The 20,785-nt window shown below is 71.9% G+C and carries 21 protein-coding genes; 7 read left to right on the forward strand and 14 right to left on the reverse strand.

What is annotated here, in order from left to right:
- Positions 1-29: 29 nt before the first annotated feature.
- Positions 30-593, forward strand: a complete 564-nt coding sequence (locus tag ACH4RG_RS21215) for a type 1 glutamine amidotransferase domain-containing protein (RefSeq protein WP_397917912.1) — start codon at positions 30-32, stop codon at positions 591-593.
- A gap of 8 nt (positions 594-601) precedes the next feature.
- Here ACH4RG_RS21215 and bla read toward each other — a convergent pair whose 3' ends face one another.
- Both bla and ACH4RG_RS21225 read right to left on the reverse strand, forming a co-directional pair.
- Positions 602-1,561, reverse strand: coding sequence for a class A beta-lactamase (gene bla, locus ACH4RG_RS21220; RefSeq protein WP_398539963.1), 960 nt, complete (start codon positions 1,559-1,561; stop codon positions 602-604).
- 41 nt (positions 1,562-1,602) lie between these two features.
- The gene (locus ACH4RG_RS21225) at positions 1,603-2,631 is read right to left on the reverse strand and encodes a S66 peptidase family protein (protein WP_397917914.1); all 1,029 of its coding nucleotides are present in this window, start codon (positions 2,629-2,631) and stop codon (positions 1,603-1,605) included.
- 151 nt (positions 2,632-2,782) lie between these two features.
- Here ACH4RG_RS21225 and ACH4RG_RS21230 point away from each other — a divergent pair, with 151 nt between their 5' ends.
- The 4 genes from ACH4RG_RS21230 to ACH4RG_RS21245 all read left to right on the forward strand — a co-directional run bounded on the left by ACH4RG_RS21230 (position 2,783) and on the right by ACH4RG_RS21245 (position 5,331).
- Positions 2,783-3,676: a siderophore-interacting protein gene (locus ACH4RG_RS21230; protein ID WP_397917915.1), complete on the forward strand. Its 894-nt coding sequence runs from the start codon at positions 2,783-2,785 to the stop codon at positions 3,674-3,676.
- A 123-nt stretch (positions 3,677-3,799) separates the two neighbouring features.
- Entirely contained in the window at positions 3,800-4,018 is a 219-nt protein-coding gene (locus ACH4RG_RS21235) for an MbtH family protein (protein ID WP_397917916.1), read from the forward strand.
- Positions 4,019-4,249: 231 nt separating this feature from the next.
- Positions 4,250-4,807, forward strand: coding sequence for an FABP family protein (locus ACH4RG_RS21240; RefSeq protein ID WP_397917917.1), 558 nt, complete (start codon positions 4,250-4,252; stop codon positions 4,805-4,807).
- Positions 4,808-4,902: 95 nt separating this feature from the next.
- Positions 4,903-5,331 (forward strand): DUF4190 domain-containing protein, encoded by a 429-nt coding sequence (locus tag ACH4RG_RS21245; RefSeq protein WP_397917918.1) that lies wholly within the window; start codon positions 4,903-4,905, stop codon positions 5,329-5,331.
- Positions 5,332-5,684: 353 nt separating this feature from the next.
- Here the strand turns inward: ACH4RG_RS21245 and ACH4RG_RS21250 are convergent, their stop codons facing one another.
- From ACH4RG_RS21250 to ACH4RG_RS21290, 9 genes are all read right to left on the reverse strand, one after another.
- Positions 5,685-6,620: a PfkB family carbohydrate kinase gene (locus tag ACH4RG_RS21250; RefSeq protein WP_398539964.1), complete on the reverse strand. Its 936-nt coding sequence runs from the start codon at positions 6,618-6,620 to the stop codon at positions 5,685-5,687.
- A complete protein-coding gene (locus tag ACH4RG_RS21255; protein WP_397917920.1) occupies positions 6,617-7,606 on the reverse strand; it encodes a zinc-dependent alcohol dehydrogenase family protein in 990 nt (329 codons plus the stop codon). Before ACH4RG_RS21255 ends, ACH4RG_RS21250 begins: the two co-directional genes overlap by 4 nt.
- Positions 7,603-8,481, reverse strand: coding sequence for a carbohydrate ABC transporter permease (locus ACH4RG_RS21260; RefSeq protein WP_397917921.1), 879 nt, complete (start codon positions 8,479-8,481; stop codon positions 7,603-7,605). Before ACH4RG_RS21260 ends, ACH4RG_RS21255 begins: the two co-directional genes overlap by 4 nt.
- Positions 8,478-9,440 carry a carbohydrate ABC transporter permease gene (locus ACH4RG_RS21265; protein ID WP_397917922.1) on the reverse strand — a complete coding sequence of 321 codons (963 nt, stop codon included), beginning with the start codon at positions 9,438-9,440 and terminating at the stop codon, positions 8,478-8,480. Before ACH4RG_RS21265 ends, ACH4RG_RS21260 begins: the two co-directional genes overlap by 4 nt.
- Positions 9,437-10,804: an ABC transporter substrate-binding protein gene (locus tag ACH4RG_RS21270; RefSeq protein WP_398539965.1), complete on the reverse strand. Its 1,368-nt coding sequence runs from the start codon at positions 10,802-10,804 to the stop codon at positions 9,437-9,439. The genes ACH4RG_RS21265 and ACH4RG_RS21270 overlap by 4 nt, the downstream gene beginning before the upstream one ends.
- Before the next feature lie 179 nt (positions 10,805-10,983).
- On the reverse strand, positions 10,984-11,745 hold the full coding sequence (locus tag ACH4RG_RS21275) for a DeoR/GlpR family DNA-binding transcription regulator (RefSeq protein ID WP_398539966.1): 762 nt from the start codon (positions 11,743-11,745) through the stop codon (positions 10,984-10,986).
- Positions 11,746-12,149: 404 nt separating this feature from the next.
- Positions 12,150-13,244 carry a Rieske 2Fe-2S domain-containing protein gene (locus ACH4RG_RS21280; RefSeq protein WP_397917925.1) on the reverse strand — a complete coding sequence of 365 codons (1,095 nt, stop codon included), beginning with the start codon at positions 13,242-13,244 and terminating at the stop codon, positions 12,150-12,152.
- A gap of 126 nt (positions 13,245-13,370) precedes the next feature.
- Complete coding sequence (locus ACH4RG_RS21285) at positions 13,371-14,267, reverse strand: TIGR03620 family F420-dependent LLM class oxidoreductase (protein WP_397927344.1); 897 nt, start codon at positions 14,265-14,267, stop codon at positions 13,371-13,373.
- A gap of 108 nt (positions 14,268-14,375) precedes the next feature.
- Entirely contained in the window at positions 14,376-15,602 is a 1,227-nt protein-coding gene (locus tag ACH4RG_RS21290) for an erythromycin esterase family protein (protein WP_398539967.1), read from the reverse strand.
- 58 nt (positions 15,603-15,660) lie between these two features.
- On the opposite strand from ACH4RG_RS21290, the gene ACH4RG_RS21295 reads away from it, so the two are divergent.
- The gene (locus tag ACH4RG_RS21295) at positions 15,661-16,401 is read left to right on the forward strand and encodes a TioE family transcriptional regulator (protein ID WP_397917928.1); all 741 of its coding nucleotides are present in this window, start codon (positions 15,661-15,663) and stop codon (positions 16,399-16,401) included.
- 107 nt (positions 16,402-16,508) lie between these two features.
- Here ACH4RG_RS21295 and ACH4RG_RS21300 read toward each other — a convergent pair whose 3' ends face one another.
- From ACH4RG_RS21300 to ACH4RG_RS21310, 3 genes are all read right to left on the reverse strand, one after another.
- Entirely contained in the window at positions 16,509-18,167 is a 1,659-nt protein-coding gene (locus tag ACH4RG_RS21300) for an acyl-CoA dehydrogenase family protein (RefSeq protein ID WP_397917929.1), read from the reverse strand.
- A gap of 70 nt (positions 18,168-18,237) precedes the next feature.
- Complete coding sequence (locus tag ACH4RG_RS21305; protein ID WP_397917930.1) at positions 18,238-18,861, reverse strand: TetR/AcrR family transcriptional regulator; 624 nt, start codon at positions 18,859-18,861, stop codon at positions 18,238-18,240.
- A gap of 189 nt (positions 18,862-19,050) precedes the next feature.
- Positions 19,051-19,632 carry a dihydrofolate reductase family protein gene (locus ACH4RG_RS21310; RefSeq protein WP_398539968.1) on the reverse strand — a complete coding sequence of 194 codons (582 nt, stop codon included), beginning with the start codon at positions 19,630-19,632 and terminating at the stop codon, positions 19,051-19,053.
- A 184-nt stretch (positions 19,633-19,816) separates the two neighbouring features.
- On the opposite strand from ACH4RG_RS21310, the gene ACH4RG_RS21315 reads away from it, so the two are divergent.
- Positions 19,817-20,767, forward strand: a complete 951-nt coding sequence (locus tag ACH4RG_RS21315) for an arsenic resistance protein (RefSeq protein WP_397918124.1) — start codon at positions 19,817-19,819, stop codon at positions 20,765-20,767.
- Positions 20,768-20,785 lie beyond the last annotated feature (18 nt).

The following is a 20,785-nucleotide window of genomic DNA, read 5'->3' on the forward strand; positions in this document are numbered from 1 at the left end:
CGAACGACATCACAGGAACGGAGCAGCCCATGTCAAGCACCGCTCTCGACGATCGCCGGATCCTGGCCATCGTCACCAACTACGGGGTCGAGCAGGACGAACTCGTCGTCCCCGTTGAACACCTGCGCGGACACGGGGCACAGGTCAGCGTGGCAGCGGTCTCCGCCGACGGGATCCGCACCCTCGTCGGCGACCGCGACCCCGGTAAGACCGTGCGGCCCGACCTCACGCTCGACGACGTCGACCCCGCCGCGTACGACCTGCTGCTGGTCCCGGGCGGCACGCTGAACGCCGACTCGCTGCGGCTGGAGGACGCCACCACCCGGATCGTCAGCTCGTTCGCCGCTTCCGGTCGGCCGGTGGCCGCCATCTGCCACGGGCCGTGGGCGCTGGTCGAGGGCGGCTACGTCCGGGGCAAGACGCTGACCTCGTACGCGTCGCTGCGGACCGACATCACCAACGCGGGCGGCACCTGGGTCGACAAGCCGGTGGTCCGCGACGACGCCTCCGGCTGGCCGCTGATCACCTCCAGGAACCCCGGCGACCTGGACGACTTCCTCGGCGAGATCGACGCCGTGCTCGACGAGGAATGAGTCGTCCGCTACGGACGGTCCCGCTGCCCGGTCAGGGCGGCGACGGCGGCGGACGCCGCCCTCGCGATCAGCGTGTTGTCGTAGTCGGCGTCCGCGTCCGCCCGGTTGGAGAGCACTGCCAGCACCAGCGGCGCCGCGTCGGGCGGCCACACCACGGCGATGTCGTTGCGCGTCCCGTACGTACTGCCCGCCCCGGTCTTGTCGCCGACGGTCCACCCCTTCGGGACCCCCGCCCGGATCAGTTCGCCGCCGGTGGTGTTGGTGGTCAGCCACTGGGTGAGCCGGGCCCGCTCGGGCCTGCCGAGGGCGTCGCTGAGGACGAACGCCCGCAGGTCCTCGGCCAGGGCCCGGGGGGTGCTGGTGTCGCGGGTGGCACCGGGAGTCCACTCGTTCAGCTCGGTCTCCCAGCGCTCCATCCGGGTCACACCGTCCCCCAACTCCGCGAGCACCGCCTGCAGTTTCCGGGGCCCGCCGACCGCGTCGAACAGCAGATTGCCCGCGGTGTTGTCGCTGAAGCGCACGGCGGCGTCGCACAGATCTCCCAGGGGCATTCCGGTGGCCACGTGCTTCTCGGTGACGGGGGAGTGGTCGACCAGATCCTCGCGGCGGTACGTCACGACCCGCTCCAGCCCGCCCAGTCCGTGCTTGCGGAGCACGGCCCCCGCGGCGAGCGCCTTGAACGTGGAGGCGTAGGCGAACCGTTCCCCGTCACGGTGGGCGACCGTGCGCCCGGTCCCGGTGTCGACGGCGTACACGCCGAGCCGCGCCGCGTACTCCTTCTCCAGCGCCGCGAAGGCGCGCCCGGCGTCCCGCGCCGTGGCCGAGGGTGATCCGGACGCCTTCCCGGCGGGCGACGGTGAGGGGGAGTCGGATCCCGTGCCACAGGCCGCGATCGGCACCGACACGAGGGCGCCGCCCAGCAGACGGAGTACGGCACGCCGGGCGTGGGGGTTCGACAGTCGGCTCATCCCGTCATGCTAGGACGCAGACGCCGTGCGGCGGGGGCGGGTCAGTCCAGCGTCTGCGTCAGTTCACTGCGCGTCGCCGTGTGGACGACCCGGCCCCGCGCCCCGTTGACCAGGGGGAGGTACGGCTGCACATGGCCGCACTCGACGTCGGCGACGATCGGCACGTCCAGCGGTCCGAGCGCGTCCAGCACCGCCTGACGCTGGGTGAGCGAGCCGCTGTCCGGGGCCGAGGTCCGGGCGACGAGCACGCCGTTGGCCGCGTCGAAGAAGCCGGCGAGCCGCATCCCGTGCAGATTGCGGCAGATGGTGAACGCGTCGTGGCCGCCGGCCTCCACATACACGAGGAGGCCCTCCGGGGCATGGGCACGGGCGAAGGCGGAGAGGTCGAGGTACGGCGTTCCGGTGAGGTTGCTCAGCATCTCGATACAGCCCCCGATCAGCCGCCCCTCGACGTCCACGTCGCCGCCGCCGTCCAGCCTCGCCCACCGGCCCGGGGTGTCGAGCGTGAACGTGCGGACCTCCGGATGCTCCGCGTAGTCGTCGTAGCCCGTGGCCCGGTGCCGCTCCGGCGGAACCTGGGTGAACCGGTGACCCGGCGGCGCGGCGACGACGTCGAGCCAGGACACCAGCCCCTCCGGCACCTGGTAGGGGGTGTCCATGAGGTTGTTCCCGTGCACGGTCGCCGCCCCCGTGAGGAGGGTCAGCGGCGTCATGACGGTCGACATGTCGGAATAGCCCACCACCCAGGTGGGCTCGGCCGTGCGCAGCCGGTCCCAGTCGAGCAGGGGCAGCAGGTCGATGGCGGTCTCCCCGCCCCACGGGGGCACCACGGCCCTGATGGCGGGGTCCGTCAGCATCGCCGTCAACTCGGCCGCCCGGTCGGCCGCGGGCGCGCTGACGTGCCCGCCGCCGTCCATGCACCGGCCGGTCACGACCTCGTATCCCCGTGCCTGCACATCGCGCACCGCGAGGGCGAACCGATCGCGCAGTTCCTCGGGCACTCCGCTGGACGGGGAGGTGATCCCTACCCGGTCGCCGGGGCGCAGGGGGCGTGGATATCGAACGGACATGCGTCGGATTCTGCCACGGCTCCCGGCCGTACCGCCGATGCCGTATCGAAGCGACACCCACAGAAGGTTAGGCTGACCTAAGTCAATTCGGTTCTCTCGTCCCGGCGGGCGAGGCGCTCAGGCCGACCACGCGTACGAAGGGGCAGAGACCATGACGATCCACCGAGCCGTCGTCGCCCGGGTGCAGCAGCTCACCGGGACCATGACCCGCGTCACGCTCCACGGGGACGGACTGGCGGGCTTCAGGACCACCGGAGTCGGTGACGAGTACGTGCGGATCTTCCTTCCGCACGGCCCGGACCGCACCGACGTCTCCCTGCCCCGGACGACCGAGCAGGGTGGGTGGGAGACCCCCGAGGGGCAGCCCGTCGCGCCGATGCGCACGTACACGATCCGTGCCGTGCGTCCGGAGGCGGGCGAGCTCGACATCGATTTCGTGCTGCACGAGGGCGGTGTGGCGTCCGGCTGGGCCGCCGAGGCACGGCCCGGGGACGTCGTGGGCGTCAACGATCCCACGGGCCTCTACAGCCCCCCGGCCGACCTCTCCTGGCAGGTCCTGGTCGCCGACCAGACCGGTCTGCCCGCCGCCGCCCGTCTGCTGGAGAACACGCCGGACCACGTCAGGACCCGGGTGGTGCTGGAGGCGCCCGCGCGCTCGGCCGTGCTGCCCCTGCGGGAGCCGTCCGACTCCAAGGTGACCTGGACGTACGGCGGGAACGGTCACGGCCCGAGCCGCCTGGCCGACCTGGTGGCCGCCGCCGTTCCGCCCGGCACGGACCTCGCCGGCGGGTACGTCTGGGTCGCGGGGGAGACCAACGCCCTCCGCTCGGTGCGCCGTTACCTCCGTCGTGACCTCGGCCTCCCGGCGGACCGCTTCAAGGTCGTCGGCTACTGGATACCGAACTCCGACACCTGGTCCGAGCGGTACGAGGCGCTGCCCGACGCCGTGCGCTCCGAGCTGGAGGCCCTCTGGGACAACCCGGCCGGCGACTCCGAGGACCTCACCATCCGCTACGAGGCCCGCCTGAGCGACCTCGGGCTCTGACCGGCCATCACCACCGATGTCGAAAAGAGAGTTGCGGGATTCGGCGAGTCGACCGCGGAGCCGACGGGTAGGGTCGCTAGCGATCAAGTAAAGACAGCCTTACCTACATGGATGGGGGTTGCGGTGAGCAATCCGTTCGAGGACGAGGACGGCGCCTACCTGGTGCTCGTCAACGACGAAGGACAGCACTCCTTGTGGCCGGCCTTCGCCGAGGTGCCCGCCGGATGGACCGTGGCCCATCCGGAGGACAGCCGCCAGGCCTGCCTGGACTACGTCGAGCGGAACTGGACCGATCTGCGGCCGAAGAGCCTGAGAGAGAGCATGGCGGCCGATCCCACATGAGAACTCCCCCGAGCTGAGGGACCCGGGCGCCCGCCGGGGTTCCTCAGCGAAGTCGGCGTGGTCGGCGTGTGGGCGGCCCACCCGGCGCCGGACTCGCCCTCCCCGGTGGATCCGGCCGTGCCGGGGCCGCCACCGCGCCGACCGCGGGCCGCCCGCCGGGTGACGCCGACGGTGTCACGGCAGGACCTAGGCTGCGACCCTGTACCGGCACCGACCCAGGAGCGCACCCGCATGTACGACCCCGTCTCCGGCCTCCCCTTCCCCGACGCTCTCCACCCCGGAGCCTCTCCCGCGCCGCATCCGCTGCTGGCTCCGGTGACGGGCTACCTCGGCACCTGGCGGGGCACGGGCAGCGGCGGGTACCCGACCCTGGACGCGGACTTCACCTACGCGCAGGAGGTCACGTTCAGCCACGACGGGCGGCCCTTCCTCGCGTACGAGGCCCGGGCCTGGCTGCTCGACGCGGACGGCCAGCCCCTGCGGCCGTCCGCCCGCGAGACGGGGTGGTGGCGCCTCCAGCCGGACGGGCGGGTGGAGGCCCTGATCACCCAACCCACCGGCATCGCGGAGATCTCGGTCGGCCACGCCCGCGACGGCGCCGTCGACCTCGCCACCGAGCGGGTGGCCCTCGCCCCCACGGCCAAGGAGGTCGACGCCACCCGCCGCCGCTACACCCTGACGGATCAGGACACGCTCGCCTTCGTCCACGACCTCGCAGCGATCGGCCGGCCGCTCCGGCACCACCTGTCGGCGCGACTCCGCCGGGAAGCCCCTGGCCAGGCCATTTAGGGCCTCTCGTTGTCGGAGCGTGACCAAGGACGTGCATGGAGGACGGGCCACAGGGCAGGTGGACGGGAAGCCAGGAGAACAGGAGCACTTCCCCGATGTCCCTACCCTCGTACCCGGATTCCCCGTACCCGGCGCAGCCCACCGCCGACCACGACCCCTACGGCGGCCAGGCGCCCGCCAGGACGAACGGCTTCGCTGTCGCCGCGCTGGTGCTCGGCCTGATCGCCTGTCTGTTCTTCTGGACCGTGGTGGGCGGGCTGCTGCTCGGCCTGCTCGCCGTCGTCTTCGGGATCGTCGCCGTGCTCCGCACCCGCCAGGGCCGCGCGCCGCGCCGGGTGATGGCGATAGTCGGCGCCGCGTTCGGGGCGCTCGGGCTCATCGGTTCCGTGATCGTCCTCGTGGTGGCCGTCTCCGTGCTCGACTCCCAGGAGTTCAAGAACCTCGAGGACTGCATGGACCGGGCCAACGGCCAGGCGGCCGAGGACCGGTGCGCGGAGGACTTCGTCGACGAGCTGACCAACTGACGGATCCGCACACCTGTCCGCACCCGCCCGGCGGCGCGCCGCCGGTTGCACCCGCACCAGGTGTTTGCCACGGTGTCCCTGGGCAGGAGGCTCGGTGGTCACCGGGCCTCACCGCCCGGTGGACCGCCCGCAACGGAGCAGAGAGAAGGAGGGTTCGATGTCATCGAAGCGACGTCGTAAGAAGAAGGCCCGCCGCAAGAACGCCGCGAACCACGGCAGGCGTCCGCAGAGCTGAGGCGACGCCGAGGCCCCACCGGGCGGAGGAGCCCGGTGGGGCCTCGGCGGTTTCCGTGGGCCGGGGGAGGGCCGTGCGGAACTCGGGTCCTGAGGGTGATGCCCGATGTGCGCCGGGTTCACACCCCGGGCGGGGCCGTGGGCTCCGTTCCCGCCCGGTCGCAGACCGACGCGGCCGTACCGGCCGCGTACTCCAGCATCGCCCTCGTCTGCCCGGCGGACAGCGCCGGGTCCCAGCCCGCCTCCGCCCCCAGCCAGGCCAGCATCCCCGCCATGAACGCGTCACCCGCGCCGATGGTGTTCACCACTCGCACCGGCAGGGCCGGGACCGAGACGGCGGGAGCGCCTTGGACGTACGCGGTGGCGCCTTCCGGCCCCCGGGTCATCACCACCAGCCGCCCCTCCCCGGCGAGAGCCCGGCAGCTGGCCTCGGGGGCCGTGTCCGGCCACAGACGCGCCAGATCCTCGTCGCTCGCCTTCAGCACCCGAGCCAGGGAGCACAGCTTCCGCAGCCGGCCGAGGCTCCGTACGGGGTCCAGGGTGCGGTCCTCGCGCACATTGGGGTCCACCACGAGGAGCCCCGCGCCGGCGGCCGCCCGCGCGGTGGCGGCCACGACATCGGCCGCCGGCGCCACCACGGCGGCGAGCCCGCCGACGTACACCGCGCCGAAACGCGCCGCCTCCGCCGTCCGGTCGGGCAGCTCGAAGGTCGCCGTGTCACGGAGGTGGAAGCGGTACGTGTTCCCGTGATCGCCCGGGTCGGCCACCGCGAGCGCCGTCGGCAGCGAGCAACGGGCGCTTAGCGAGAGGTCGACGCCCGCACCCGTCAGCCAGGCCTCGACGCTCTCCGCGAAGGCGTCGTCGCCGAGCCCGCCGACGAAGGACGGCCGCCCGCCGAGGCGGGCCAGGCCCACCGCGACGTTCGCGGGCGCGCCGCCCGGCTGGGCCGCCCGGATCCCGGCGTCACCGCCGGTCGGCACCAGATCCACCAGCGCCTCACCGAGCACGAGGACGGGACCGGGATCCGCGGCAGGCGAAGGCGCAGAATCCGTCACGGCTCCACCACGATCTTGCGGCCGATCCCCGCCCGGAAGCGCTCGATCGCCTGCGGGTACTGCTCCAGCGGCAGCCGGTCACTGATGAACACCGACGCGTCGAGCGCCCCGCTCGCGAAGAGCGCCGCGGCCCGCTCGTAACTGTGCAGGACCGCCATCGAACCGGTGATGGTGATCTCCTGGTTGTAGATCCGGTACGGCTCGATCACCGCGGTGGTGGCGTAGTCGGCAACCCCGAACTGGAGGAACGTGCCGCCCTTGGCGACCCTCCCCAGACCGTCCTGGATGGCGCCGGCGTTGCCGGTGGCGTCGATGACGACGTCCCAGCCGCCCGGACGGTCCAGCTCGTCCGCACGGGCCGCCGCGCCCGTACAGCCCAGGGTCGTCGCGGTGGCCAGCCGCTGGGCGTTGACGTCCAGCACGTCCACCGACGCGGCGCCGGTGCGCTTGGCCAGCTCCAGCATCATCAGCCCCATGGTCCCGGAGCCGTAGATCAGCACCCGCGCCCCGAGATTGCCGTTGAGGACGTCGTAGCCCCGCACCGCGCAGGACAGCGGCTCGATCAGCGCCGCGTCCCGGACGTCGATGTGCTCCGGCAGGGTGACGCAGTTGGCGACGGGCGCCACCGCGAACTCGGCCGCGCCCCCGGGCACGGTGACTCCGATCGCCGCCCAGTTGTCGCAGAGGTTGCCCCGGCCCGAACGGCAGTAGCGGCACTCCTGACAGTGCAGCGAGGGGTCCACGGCCACCTTGTCGCCGACGGACAGCTCCGTGACGTCCGCGCCGAGGCCGACGACCTCCCCGGCGAACTCGTGCCCGGGCACGATCGGCAGCGTCGGGGCGAACTCGCCCTGGAGGATGTGGAGATCGGTGCCGCACAGCCCGCAGGACGCCACCTTGACCACCACGTCGCGGGGGCCGGGCGCCGGGTCCGGGACGGTGGCCACGGAGATCTTGCCGGGGGCTTCGACGATGGCTGCCCTCATTTGACTGCTCCCAGAGAGAGGCCCTGGACGAGTTTGTCCTGGGCGGCGTAGCCGGCGACGAGCACCGGCAGGGACACGACCACGGACGCCGCGCACAGCTGGGCGAGGAAGAGGCCCTGACTGGTGACGAAGGTGGTCAGATGGACGGGGGCGGTCCCGGCGACGACGCCGGTCAGCACCCGTGCGAACAACAGCTCGTTCCAGCTGAAGATGAAGCAGATCAGGGCGGTCGCGGCGATGCCGGGACCGGCGACCGGGGCCACGACACGGCGCAGCACCGTCGGCAGCCGGGCCCCGTCGACCTGAGCCGCCTCGATGATGGAGACGGGGACGTCCGCGAGGAAGGACTGCATCATCCACACCGCGATCGGCAAATTCATCGAGGTGTAGAGGAGGACCAGCAGCCAGATGTTGTCCAGCAGCCCCGTGTTCTTCGCGAACAGATACACCGGCAGCAGCCCGGCGACCACCGGCAGCATCTTGGTGGACAGGAAGAAGAACATCACGTCCGTCCACTTGCGCACCCGCCGGATGGACAGCGCGTACGCGGCCGGAAGCGCCAGCAGCAGCACCAGCACGGTCGAGAAGAACGAGGCCGCGAGCGAGTTGACCAGCGGGGGCCACGGTGTCGGGCCGCCCCCGCCGCCGAAGAAGGCGCGGTAGCCGTCCAGGGTCAGCGCGGCGGCGATCGACGGCGGGTTGGTCGCGGCGTCGGCCTCCGCGTGGAAGGACGTCAGCACCATCCACAGGGCGGGCAGACAGAAACCGATCCCCACGACCCAGGCGGTCACGCCCAGGGCGGCGGAGCGCCGACGGGCCCTGCGCGTGGCGGCGTTGAAGGATGCGGGTGCGGGTGTCGCGGTCGAGGCGCTCATGCGCGGCTCGCCTCCTCACGGAAGAGGGAGGAGACCGTCCGGAGCGCGAAGGTGGCGATGACGATCGTGCCGACCACCACGACCACGCCCGCCGCCGACGCCAGCCCGTACTCATGGGCCCGGTAGAAGGTCTCGTAGACGGTGTACGGGAGGTTGGCGGTGCCGAGACCGCCGGAGGTGATCGTGAACACCGCGTCGAAGTTCTGCACGATGTACACGGAACCGAGCAGGACGCCGAGTTCGAGGTAGCGGCGCAGATGCGGCAGGGTCAGATAGCGGAACATCTGCCAGGGCCCGGCCCCGTCCAGCCGCGCGGCCTCCATGATCTCGGCCGGCCGGCTCTGCAGCCCGGCCAGCAGGATCAGCATCATGAACGGTGTCCACTGCCACACGAGCGAGGCCTCGACGGCGATCAGCGGCATCTGGGACGTCCACTCGGGCTGCGCGATCGACTCGATGCCGAACAGCTCGCCGAACCAGGTGAGCGCCCCGTTGAACAGCCCGTACTCGGGGTTGTAGAGCGCGTGCTTCCACAGCAGCGCGGCGGAGACCGGCACCAGCAGGAACGGGGTGATGAGCAGGGTGCGCACGAACCCCCGGCCGAAGAACGCGCGGTCCAGCAGCAGGGCGAGGACGAGCCCCAGCACCACGCTGACGATCACGACGGACGCGGTGAGGACGACGGTCGTCACGACCGATTCGCGCAACGCCTCGTCGGTGAAGACGGACGTGTAGTTGGAGAGGCCGGTGAAGTGGCGCTTCTCCGGCTTGAGGGAGTTCCAGTCGAAGAACGAGATCACCAGGGTCGCCACGAAGGGCAGTTGGGTGACGGCTATCAGGAAGACGAGTGCGGGCAGCAGAGGGGCGCGGGTCGCCCAGGCACGCCGTCGGCCGCCGCTGCCCGGCTTCTTCGCCGGGGCGGGCGGGGACGCGGTCTCCCTGGTTGCGGTGACGGTCATCGGTACTCCTCGGCGACCTTCTCGGCAAGCTTCTGGGAGGCGGCGAGTGCGGCGTCCACCGACTGTCGGCCCGCTATGGCGGCGCTGATCTCCTGCGCCACCCGGGTGCCCAGGTCGGTGAACTCCGGTACGCCGACGAACTGGATGCCCGCCGTCGGGCGGGGCTGGGTGCCCGGATTCTTCGGATCGGCCTCGGAGATGGCCCGCTCGGTGACGTCCGCGAACGCGCCCGCCTCCGCCCGATAGGCGGGGTTGGCGTAGGTGGAGGCCCGTTTCCCGGCGGGCACGTTGGACCAGCCGCTGGTGGTCCCGACGAGCTCCTCGTACTCCTTGCCGGAGGCCCAGGACACGAACTTCCAGGCGTCGTCCGCCTTCTTGGACGCCTTCTGCAGTCCCCAGGCCCAGGTGTAGAGCCAGCCCGAGCTCCTGGTCCGCTCCACCGGGGCGGGGACGTACCCGATCTTCCCCTTCACCGGGGAGCCCTCCGCCTCCAGGGACCCGGCGCCCGCCGTCGCGTCGTACCACATGGCGGTCTTGCCCTGGGTCATGTTGTTCAGACACTCGGCGTATCCGGACTGCGGGGCGCCGAGCTCCCCGTGCTTCCGCACCAGGTCGACGTAGAACTTCGTCGCCTTCTTGAACTCCGGCGACGTCAGGCGCGGTTCCCAGTCCTCGGTGAACCAGGTGCCGCCCATCGTGTTGACGACCGTGGTGAGCGGGGCGATGACCTCGCCCCAGCCCGGGAGCCCGCGCAGGCAGATGCCCTTCATCCCGCGCTCCGCCCCGTCCGCCCGCTCGGCGAGCTTCGCCACCTGCTCCCAGGTCGGCTTCTCGGGCATGTTGAGGCCCTGCTCCTCGAAGACGTCCTTGCGGTACATGAGGAAGGACGACTCGCCGTAGAAGGGCTGGGCGTAGAGCTTGCCGTCCTCGGCGGTCAGCGATTCCCGCAGCGGCTGGAGGATGTCCTCCTGGTCGAAGGCGGCGTCGGCCTTCGCGTAGTCGTCGAGGGGGTGCAGCCAGCCGTTCTCCGCGAAGAACGGCAGCTCGAAGTTGCTGATGGTGGCGACGTCGTACTGACCGGCCTGGTTGGAGAAGTCCTGGCTGATCTTGTCGCGTACGTCGTTCTCGGGCAGCACCGTGAAGTGGACCTCGACGCCGGTCTCCCTCGTGAAGTGCTTCGCGGTCAGCTTCTGCAGTTCGACCATCTGCGGGTTGTTCACCATCAGTACGTTCAGTGCGTCGCCGCCCCCGAAGGAGGTCCCGCCCGCTCCGGCGCAGCCGGTGGCGAGCAGGGCCAGTGCGGCGGTCACGGCGCGGGCCCGACCGCGTACACGTGGTCGGCTGCGGCGTCCTGGGTGGGGCATGGGGGCTCCTGATCAGTCGTAGCGGCTCGGTGATCGGGTCGTTGCGGGCATGGCGAAGCTGGCTCCGGCGGTGCGGGGGAGCGGTGACGCGGGGTGTGGGTGCGGGAGCTGTGAGGTCGGCGGTGCGGCGGGCGGGTGGGCCGGTGGGGTGGGCCGGTCGGCCGGGCTGACAGGGCCGGTCAGACGCGGATGACCTGGGGCCCCAGGAGGGAGTAGCGCTGAGCCTCGGCCGAGGAGAGCCCCGCGTCGGTGACGATCGCTTCGAAGTCGCCGACCCCGGCGAACCGGCAGAAGCTCACCGCCCCGAACTTGCTGTGGATTCCCGCGAAGATCCTGCGCCGCGAGCTGCGCAGCGCCTGCGCCTTCACCTCGGCGACGGCGGGATCCGGGGTGGTGAGGCCGTACTGGCGGGAGATGCCGTTGGCTCCGAGATACGCGAGGTCGATGACGAAGTCCGCGAGCATCCGGGAGGCCCAGTGGTCCACGGTCGCCATCGTCGAGCCGCGTACCCGGCCGCCCAGCAGCAGCACCGAGGTCTTCTCGGCCCCGGCGAGGGAGGTGGCGACGGCCAGCGAGGCGGTGACGACGGTCAGGGGCCGGTCCTGGGGGAGTGCCTCGGCGATGAGCTGCGGGGTGAAGCCCTCGTCGACGAAGACCGTCTCGGCGTCGCCGAGCAGACCGGCGGCGGCGGTCGCGATCCGCGACTTCTGCGGTACGTTGCGCGTGGTGCGGACGGCGAGCGTGGTCTCGAATCCGGCCGACTCCACCGGGTAGGCGCCGCCGTGGGTCCGGCGGACGAGTCCGTGCTCCTCCAGTACCCGCAGATCGCGGCGGACGGTCTCCTTGGCCACCTTGAACAGGTCCGCGAGGGCGTTCACTCCGACCGACCCCTCTTGCCGGGCCGTGGCCAGAATTCCCCGACGGCGTTCCTCGGTGTCCACGGCGCACTTCCCTGGTCGCTGCTGGGCCCGTTACGGGCGGAGCCCGTCTGACCGTTCGGGCTCATGTGTCGTTTGTACAAGCAGTGCCGGGGCGACTACCAGCCGCTTCACCAGATCCGCTCCGCCCGATCGTGCCCGTTTCCCGCGCGTGACGGTGCTGGTCATGCCCAGGACGGTCGTGGATCCGGTCACTGGGGCTGCCCGCTCTGCTGGGATCCTCGCCCGAATGGCGCCCGAAGTGCGGCAGCCCCGGCGTCCGCGGTGCCCGGGAAGGACCACGCGCGGGCCGGGGCAAGGGGTGAGCGGAACGCCGGGGCAAGAGATCGGGAAGGACGTGCGGCACCCGGGCGGAGGCGGGCGGCCGGAGGACGGACCGGCGGCTCGGGCCGGGCACAACGGTCACGTCAGGAGAGAACGGCGCTGTCCGAGCCCTCGCTGCGGTGCGGGCGGGCCACCGCGGCCCTGCCCGGTGCCTCCGGATAGAACCGCTTGGCCCAGCGCCGGAACGGCCCGATCGGTCCGTCACCGGAAGCCAGCCGGGGTGGCTGCTGATACTGCTTGTGGTGCCAGATCGGAAAATCGGCGGCGGTGAACTCGCAACTGGACCGGAAGACGGGACGGTCCAGGAGCCGCGCCGCGGTACGGCTGACCATCCGGGCGAGCCCGGGCGGCAGCCGGCCCGGCTCGTCGAAGGCGATGCGGTTCAGCTGGCGGAACTGCATCCGGTTGGGCCCGATGGCCGTCGGCATCACCATCGTGCACATCCGCAGCCCGAAGCGGGGCGTGTGGACATCGGCGTGCAGACAGCCGAGTCCGTATCCGTCCACCTTCACATCGACGGTGAAGTCACCCATGAGCGGCGCCGACTCATGGGCCCGCATGGCGACATGGAACGTCGCGTCGTCGTACGCCACGGGGCCGTCGATCTCGGCCTTCGCCCAGCCGTGCAGGGTGGCGAAGTGACCGAGGTCGACCGAGTTCTCGATGACCTCCTGGACGTTGCCGGCCAGCTCCCAGGCGGCGGTACGCGCGGGCCTGTGCCCGATCTCGTGCCACTGCGGGACGGACCAGTCCGGATCCCGGCCGTCGTGGTGGCGCCAGACGAAGACGCCCCCGTTCACCTCCTGGACGGGCAGCTGCGTCAGCGGGGACCGCGGAGGCGGCGTGCCGTAGCCCGTGCGCACACAGGTGCCGTCGGGTCCGAACGAGAAGAAGTGGAAGGGGCACGTGAGATCCTCCCCCTCGACCTTCGCCAGACCGAGGTGGGCGCCCAGGTGCGGGCAGTACGGACGGACGGCGCGGAGCGTCCCCGCGCCGGTGCGGTACAGGACGACGTCTCGCCCCGCGAGCGGCCGGGTGAGCACGGTGCCGGGCCGCAGCTCGTGCGAGAAGGCCAGGGCGGACCAGCCGCTCGGATAGGGCAGGGCGGGCGCTCCCGCCGCATCGGCCGGTGTCGGCCCCTCACTGATGCTGCGCCCGTACTCACGTGCCACTCCCACGACTCCTCCTCCACGATCGGTTCGCACGGAGGCTGCCCAGAGCCGTTCCGGAATCCTCCCGACCCGCCGCACCGCACCCGAACGGGGCGGTGGGTGCGACGCGTTGACGGGCCGAACCCGCACCCGTCAGAGCTCGTCGCCGAATGCCTCGGCCAGCTCACGCCATGTGGCACGCGGCAGGCCGCCGCCGCCCTCCTCGGCGGTGAGCACCTGCAACGCGACATGGTCGGCGCCGGCGTCGAAGTACTCCCGGGTCCGGCGCCTCACCTGCTCGGCGTCGCCCAGCGCGAAGAGGGCGTCGAGCAGGCGGACGCTGCCGCCGCCGTCGAAGTCGCCTTCCGCGAACCCCAGACGCAGCAGATTGTCGGTGTAGTTGGGCAACCGCAGATACATCCCCAGCATCGTCCGCGCGGTGGTGCGTGCCCGGTCGAGATCGGTGTCCAGCACCACCGTCAGCTCCGGGGCGAGCAGCGCTGCGGGGCCGAGCGTCTCGCGGGCCTCCGCGGTGTGCTCGGTGGTGACGAGATAGGGGTGCGCTCCCAGCGACCGGGCGGCCGCGAGCTTCAGCATCTTCGGGCCGAGGGCCGCCAGGACCCGGTGGCCGGAGCCCACGGACGGATCGGCTGTGTCGAGCGCGTCGAGGTAGGAGACCATCGCGCTGTACGGCTTCGCGTACTGCGGCACCATCGGACCGTGGCTGACGCCCAGACCGAGGACGAAGCGACCGTGCGCCGCCGGATCGACCGCCGCGATCGCCGCCGCCTCCTCGGCCGTGTGGTTCCAGATGGACAGGATGCCGGTGGCCACCGTGATGGACCGGGTGGCGGCCACGACGGCCGCCGCGTCCTCGGGCGTCGGGCTGCCCCCGATCCAGACGGTGCCGTACCCCAGCGCTTCGAGCTCGGCGAGCGCCTCCGCGATCGCCTTCCCGCCCGCGTCGTCCACCTGGGAAGCGTGCAGGGCGCCGCTCCAGATCCCCACGCGTCCGAATGCCCTGCCCGTTCCGGAAATCTCAGAAGTCATGGTGTGGTCAACCATGGCCGGGCCCAGGTATTCCTGGCCTGACGGCGATTCACTCGTCCGGACGCGCGGAGTGGGCGAGGGTCTTTCCGGCGCGTGTCACGAGCGTCTTCACTTCTCCGGAACGTCCTCCGGAACGTCCTCCGGAACGTCCTTCATGAACACGACTCCGTCGATACGGGCCAGGTGCGCCGGGTCGAGCGGGGCGTACCCGAAGTACGGGGATGTGCGCCGGACGGGGTCGGTGGCACCGAGGACGGTGGCCAGTTCGGAGGCGTCCACCAGGCAGGACTCCTCCGGGAGCGCGTACAGGGTTCCCTCGAGGGTGTCCGGCGGCGGAACGTCGACCCCCTGGTGCCTCATCGTGCCGAAGGCGGTGGCCAGGAAGCCGTACTCCTCGCCCAGGCGGGCGTCGACGACGGCGCCCGCGCTCCACCACTCCAGCCGCCGGCCGCCCATCCGCATCGAGCTCATGTCCCGCTGGAGATGGCTGTTGTGGGCGTGCGCCAGAACCGGCCCCCGCTCGGCGAGCGCGAGGAGATTGCCGGCCATCATCTGGTCCCGCAGGCCCGTCAGCCGTGACAGCCGGCTCGGTGACGTGTCCGCCATCCAGAAGTGGTACCGCAGCAGCCCCGAGGCGGCCCGCGCGTACAGCAGCGCCCGGTCGAACGCGTCCCGCGAGGCCACCGCGATCAGGTGCGGCGTCCACGCGTCGAGCAGCGCGCCCAGGTCATCGGCGAGCAGGCGCAGTCGCCCGGCCTCGGCCGACCGCCCGAAGGACGCGGACGGATCCAGCATCGCCGCCGGGTCGGTCCACCGGTCGTCCGGGCCGAGGAGGCGGTCGAGCGTTGCGGCGGTACAGGGCAGCAGGCCCGGGTCCACATGGGCGGCGAGAACACGGTGGAGCGAGGTGAGGGCCTCGCGCGGGCTCGCCGCGTACGCCATCTCCAGCGGCCCGTCGAAGCCGGCGAAGCGGACGCGGTCGGGCGCGGGCCGAACGTTGTTGAACGCGCGCATCCAGCTCACCAGTTGACGATTGGCCGCCGACTCGCCGAGTCCGTGGCCGAACCCCCGCTCCATCGCCTCGTCGAGCGTGCCCGCGCCCGTCGTCACGTAGTCGTCCACCAGTAGCCCCGCCACACAGTCGCTCTCGATGGTGATGGTGCGGTAGCCCTCCCGTTCGACGAGCTGCCGGAAGAGCGCGTTGCGCAGAAGGAGAGGGGCGTCGACCCCGTGGGTGGGTTCGCCCAGAGTCAGCACCCGGGGCGGGGAGGCGAACAGCCTCATGACGGAAGCCGCGTCGACGGCGTGGGCGATGTCCTGGATGTCGTTGGCCATGGCTTCAACCGTATCGTTGAACCTTCGGTTGAAACTTCTACGCGATACCTTGGCAGGCATGAGGCAGAACCCTCAAACAGCAGGACGTCTCCGGCCCGTCGATCTGGCCCGTCGGCACGGATTGTCGACGCAGGCCGTCAGGAACTACGAGGCGGCGGGAATCCTCCCGGCCGCCGGGCGCACCCCCCACGGCTACCGCACTTACGCGCCGCTGCACGCGTACGCCCTCGCGGCGTTCCTCGCGCTGGTTCCCGGGCATGGGCACGGGGCCGCCGCGTCGATCATGCGGGCGGTGAACCGCGACGATCAGGGGGAGGCGTTCCGCATCGTCGACGAGAGCCACGCCCAACTCCTGGAGGACCGGCGCACCCTGCAGGCGGTCGAGCGGGCCCTCGGTGATCTGGGGCCCGGCGTCACCCCCGCACCCGACGGCGCGGCGAGCGCCGACGGGATGTTCGTCGGACCGCTGGCCAGGAAGCTGGGAATCAGGCCCGCCACGCTGCGGAAGTGGGAGCGCGCCGGACTCGTGACCCCGCGCCGCGACCCGCGGACCGGCTACCGGGTGTACGCCGAGGCCGACGTACGGGACGCCGGACTGGCCCACCAGCTCAGGCGGGGCGGCTACCGTCTTGAGCAGATCGCACCGTTGATCGCCCAGGTCCGGGCGGCCGGCGGTCTGGAGCCGCTGGCGGCCGCCCTGCGCGACTGGCACGCCCGGCTGGCCGCGCGGGGGAGGGCGATGCTGGCCGGGGCCGCCGAGCTGGACGCCTACCTCCGCCACGCACACGACGTCCCCTGACGGAACGACAGCGGGCCGCCGCCCCAGGCCCATACGCCGGGCGGGGGCATGGCGCCCGCCGCCCCGCCCGCTTCCATCAGGCGGGCAGCCGCCTCTCCCCAACCCCGTCAGGCGGGCAGCCGCCCCAGCAGTGCCGCGAAGTCCGTGCCCGCGGGAAGCGTGCCAAAGGCGAGTCCCTGGTCCCCCGCGAGGCGGGACGCGCAGAACGCGTCCGCCACCGCCGCCGGTGCGTGGCGCACCAGCAGTGAGCCCTGGAGCACGAGAGCGGCCCGTTCGACGATCCGGCGGGCCCGTAGCTGCGCGTCCTGAGTGCGTGCCAGCTCGGCCCGCAGCTCCCGCCAGGCCGTGTCGAGGCGCGCGTCCGCCCCGGCCGCCGCCTCGATCTCGGCGTGGAAGGCCTCCAGCGACGCGGGCTCCCGCGTCAACGCCCGCAGCATGTCGAGGGCGTTGACATTGCCGGAGCCCTCCCAGATGCCGTTGAGCGGGGCCTCGCGGTACAGCCGCGGCATGCCGGACGCCTCGTCGTACCCGTTGCCACCGAGGCACTCCAGCGCCTCGGCCACTGCCATGGGCTGCCGCTTGCACACCCAGTACTTTCCGATGGCCGTGGCCAGGCGCAGGAAGGCGCGTTCCCCGTCGTCGCCCCGGTGGGCGCGGTCGGCGGCCCCTGCCAGGCGCAGGGCCAGGGTCGTGGCGGCCTCGGACTCCAGGGACAGGTCCGCCAGGACATTGCGCATCAGGGGCTGGTCGATCAGCCGGACGCCGAACACCGAGCGGTGGCGCGCGTGGTGGGCCGCCTGCGCGAGCGCGGCACGGATGCCGGCGGCGGAGCCGAGCACGCAGTCGAGCCGGGTCATCGTCACCATGTCGATGATGGTGCGCACCCCCTTGCCCTCGTCACCGACGAGCCACGCCACGGTGTCGTCGAACTCGGGCTCGCTGGAAGCGTTGGAGCGGTTGCCGAGTTTGTCCTTGAGCCGCTGGATGCGGAACGTGTTCCGGCTTCCGTCCGGCAGCACACGCGGCACCAGGAAGCACGACAGACCGCCGGGCGACTGGGCGAGCACCAGGAAGAGATCGTTCATCGGCGCGCTGGTGAACCACTTGTGCCCGCGCAGCCGCCAGGTGCCGTCGGCCTGTTCGACGGCGGCCGTGGTGTTGGCGCGCACATCGGTACCGCCCTGCTTCTCCGTCATCCCCATACCGGCGAGCAGGCCGCGCTTGGCGGCGGGGGCGCTGAGCCCCGGCTCGTACACACGGCTGGTCAGCAGTGGTTCGTACGTCTCGGCGAGGTCGGGGGAGCGGCGCAGCGCCGGGACGACGGCGTACGTCATCGAGACCGGGCACAGGTGGCCCTGCTCCAGCATCGTGGCCAGCATGAACCCGCCGGCCCGGGCGACATGGGCCCCGGGGCGCATCTCGGCCCAGGCGGCGCCCGCCAGCCCCGCCCGCACCGAGGCGTCCATCAGCGAGTGGTAGGCGGGGTGGAACTCGACCTCGTCGATGCGGTGGCCGAAGCGGTCGTGGGTACGCAGTTCCGGCTCGTGGCGGTTGGCCTGGTCGGCCCAGTGCTGCGCCTCCTCGCTGCCGGCGTACCGGCCGAAGCGGTGCAGCTCGTCCAGGTGCCATGCGGCCCCCTCGCGGCGTACCCCTTCGAGCAGCACCGCGTCGTCGGCCGCGTCGTGACCGGTGAGCGGAGGCGGCTGGTTCGTCACCTCGTGCGTCACGGTGGTCGGGTTGCTGCGCGGTGCGGTGGGCCTGGGCATCGGTTCTCCTCCGGGAGACGGGACGGCGGGTTGCGACACACGGCGTACGGGGACGAGGGGGCGCCCCGGGTCAGGGAGGCGTGGAACGGTCAGGGGCCGCACCGGCGCAACGCAGGGCCACGGCGGTGAGGCGGCTGACGAGCCGGTCCGTGTCGTACGCGGCCGAGGTGCTCAGCGGGTACACGAGGACCTCGCCGATGGCGCCGGTCAGCGCCGCGGCGGTGATCTCCGCGTCCTGGTCCGGCAGCAGGCCCGCGGCGACCCCCTCGCCGATCACCGCGGCGAACAGCGCCCGGTAGCGGCGCCGGAAGTCGAGACGCTCCGCGCCGACCGCGGGTTCGGCGGGCGCCGCGAGCAGGGCGTACGCCAGACCGTGGTTCTCCAGGGCCCGTCGGGCGAACACCTCCACCCCCCGGCGCAACCGCCCGGCGGGGTCGCCGTCGCTCTTCAGCACCTCACCCAGAACGTCCACCTCGCGCTGTGCGGCGCGCCGGAAGACCTCCACGGCCAGCGCGGACTTGGACGAGAAATGCTGGTAGACCGAGCCTGCGGCGATCCCGGCCGCGTCGGCGACAGCGGTCACGGACGCCTGCGCCCAGCCGACCTCCGCCACGACCTCGGTGGCGCGGGCGACGAGACGCTCCCGGGCGGCTTCGAGCCGACGGAGCTCGGCCGGTGTCTTGCGGTAGGCCATGAATGAAGTGAACCACCATTCAGAGGTTCCCGCCATGCTCGGCCGGCGTCGGCATCCCCACCCGGGCCCTGCTGGGCAGCCTCGGAAGCCGCGCCGTGATGGTGGCCGGCACCGCTGCACGGCTCCGGCGGACCCGCCGCGCCCGAGGCAGTGCGCGACCGTGCACGAACCGGTGCGGGTGTGCGCCGGTCAGTGCGGGGTGGGCCGGTAGGTGAGCTCCTGGGTACGGCCGTCGAGCGTCCGGCTCCCGATCAGTTCGAGGTCGAAGTCGGCCGCACCCCGCAGCACCGGTTCCGTACCGGTCCGACCGGTGATGACGGGGAAGAGCGTCACTTGGACGCGGTCGACCAGGCCGGCGGCCATCAGCGCCCGGTTCATGGACAGGCTGCCGTGCGAGCGCAACGGCACATCGGACTCTTCCTTGAGACGGGCGACGACGTCGACGGCGTCGCCGTGCGCGACGGTCGCGTCCGGCCAGTCGAGGGGCTCCTCGAGCGTGGTCGACACCACCGTCGCCGGCAGGCTCCTCATCCGCGTGACCCATGCGTCACCCACGCCGGACTCCTTCGTACTCGGGCCCAGCAGCCGCACGAATTTCCGATAGGTGTGGGCCCCGAAGACCATCCGCTGCTCCTCGCCGTACAGCGACAGCCGGTGCTCGAGCAGCTCGGGTCCCTGCTTGCCCCAGTAGCCGCCCCAGTCGACGTCACCGTTGTAGGAGCCGAAACCGTCGAGGCTGGAAAACACGTCGAAGGTGTAGGTAGCGGTCATGATGCCCTCCTGGGTGAGTCCGGTCGATGGACATAGGTGCAGACTGCGTCCGGTGGGAGAACTCATCGGGTGGAAGGCCACCGGGCCACCGCCCCTCCCTGCCTCCCGTCCTGGTCTCCCCGTCTTTCTTCCCTCTGTGCAAGGAGTACGTACGTTGTCGTCGCCGTCCGGCCCGGTCGCCGCCATGGAACGCCACCAGGTCGCCGTCTATGTGGGAGCCCTGGCCGCCGGGGGGCTGGTGGGCGGGGTCGCGCCCGGTACCGGGCCGGGCCTGGAGCACGCGATCAACCCGGTGCTGGCCGCCCTGCTGTACGTGACGTTCCTGCAGGTGCCCGCCGCCGAGCTGGCCCGCTCGGTGCGGGCGGGCCGCTTCCTGGCCGCGACGCTGGTGGTGAACTTCGTCGGAGTGCCGCTGGTGGTCGCCACGATGTTCACCTTCCTTCCGGACGACCGAGCGGTCCGCCTCGGCGTGCTGCTGGTCCTCCTGGCCCCGTGCGTCGACTATGTGATCGTCTTCAGCGGGCTCGCCGGCGGCAGCAGCGAACGTCTGCTCGCCGCCACCCCGTTGCTGCTGCTCGCCCAGATGGTGCTGCTGCCGGTCTATCTGTTCCTGTTCATGGGCCCGGACCTGGCCGACGTGGTGGAGGCCGGACCGTTCATCGAGGCGTTCGCCGTGCTGATCGTCATTCCGCTCACGCTGGCCTGGCTCACCCAGGCGTGGGCCGCATGCCGCTCGGCCGGGCGGAGGACCGCCGACGCGATGGGCGCGACCATGGTGCCGCTGATGGCCGCCGTCCTGCTCACCGTGGTCGCCTCCCAGGTACCGAAGCTCGGCGACGCGGGCAGCCTGGGAGACGTGGGCCGTGTCGTGCCGTTCTACGTGCTCTTCCTCGTCGTGATGGCGTTCGCCGGGCTCGGTGTCGCCCGCCTGTTCCGCCTGGAGGCCCCGGCCGGGCGGGCGATCGTGTTCACGGGCGCGACCCGTAACTCCCTGGTCGTCCTGCCGCTCGCCCTGGCGCTGCCGGACGCGCTCGCCGTCGCCGCCGTGGTCGTGGTCACCCAGACCCTGGTCGAGGTGATCGGCATGGTCGTCTACGTCAGGGCCGTGCCCCGGATGCTGCCGCTGCGGAGCTGATCCGCCGCACCGGCGCAC

Source organism: Streptomyces sp. NPDC021019, from assembly GCF_044333295.1.
Lineage (GTDB): Bacteria > Actinomycetota > Actinomycetes > Streptomycetales > Streptomycetaceae > Streptomyces.

Excerpts from the sequence above, each read along its gene's own strand:
- ACH4RG_RS21215 (WP_397917912.1), top strand. The coding sequence starts at position 30 with ATGTCAAGCACCGCTCTCGACGATCGCCGGATCCTGGCCATCGTCACC.
- bla (WP_398539963.1), bottom strand. The coding sequence starts at position 1,561 with ATGAGCCGACTGTCGAACCCCCACGCCCGGCGTGCCGTACTCCGTCTG.
- ACH4RG_RS21225 (WP_397917914.1), bottom strand. The coding sequence starts at position 2,631 with ATGTCCGTTCGATATCCACGCCCCCTGCGCCCCGGCGACCGGGTAGGG.
- ACH4RG_RS21230 (WP_397917915.1), top strand. The coding sequence starts at position 2,783 with ATGACGATCCACCGAGCCGTCGTCGCCCGGGTGCAGCAGCTCACCGGG.
- ACH4RG_RS21240 (WP_397917917.1), top strand. The coding sequence starts at position 4,250 with ATGTACGACCCCGTCTCCGGCCTCCCCTTCCCCGACGCTCTCCACCCC.
- ACH4RG_RS21245 (WP_397917918.1), top strand. The coding sequence starts at position 4,903 with ATGTCCCTACCCTCGTACCCGGATTCCCCGTACCCGGCGCAGCCCACC.
- ACH4RG_RS21255 (WP_397917920.1), bottom strand. The coding sequence starts at position 7,606 with ATGAGGGCAGCCATCGTCGAAGCCCCCGGCAAGATCTCCGTGGCCACC.
- ACH4RG_RS21260 (WP_397917921.1), bottom strand. The coding sequence starts at position 8,481 with ATGAGCGCCTCGACCGCGACACCCGCACCCGCATCCTTCAACGCCGCC.
- ACH4RG_RS21265 (WP_397917922.1), bottom strand. The coding sequence starts at position 9,440 with ATGACCGTCACCGCAACCAGGGAGACCGCGTCCCCGCCCGCCCCGGCG.
- ACH4RG_RS21270 (WP_398539965.1), bottom strand. The coding sequence starts at position 10,804 with ATGCCCCACCCAGGACGCCGCAGCCGACCACGTGTACGCGGTCGGGCC.
- ACH4RG_RS21285 (WP_397927344.1), bottom strand. The coding sequence starts at position 14,267 with ATGACTTCTGAGATTTCCGGAACGGGCAGGGCATTCGGACGCGTGGGG.
- ACH4RG_RS21290 (WP_398539967.1), bottom strand. The coding sequence starts at position 15,602 with ATGGCCAACGACATCCAGGACATCGCCCACGCCGTCGACGCGGCTTCC.
- ACH4RG_RS21295 (WP_397917928.1), top strand. The coding sequence starts at position 15,661 with ATGAGGCAGAACCCTCAAACAGCAGGACGTCTCCGGCCCGTCGATCTG.
- ACH4RG_RS21300 (WP_397917929.1), bottom strand. The coding sequence starts at position 18,167 with ATGCCCAGGCCCACCGCACCGCGCAGCAACCCGACCACCGTGACGCAC.
- ACH4RG_RS21305 (WP_397917930.1), bottom strand. The coding sequence starts at position 18,861 with ATGGCCTACCGCAAGACACCGGCCGAGCTCCGTCGGCTCGAAGCCGCC.
- ACH4RG_RS21310 (WP_398539968.1), bottom strand. The coding sequence starts at position 19,632 with ATGACCGCTACCTACACCTTCGACGTGTTTTCCAGCCTCGACGGTTTC.
- ACH4RG_RS21315 (WP_397918124.1), top strand. The coding sequence starts at position 19,817 with ATGGAACGCCACCAGGTCGCCGTCTATGTGGGAGCCCTGGCCGCCGGG.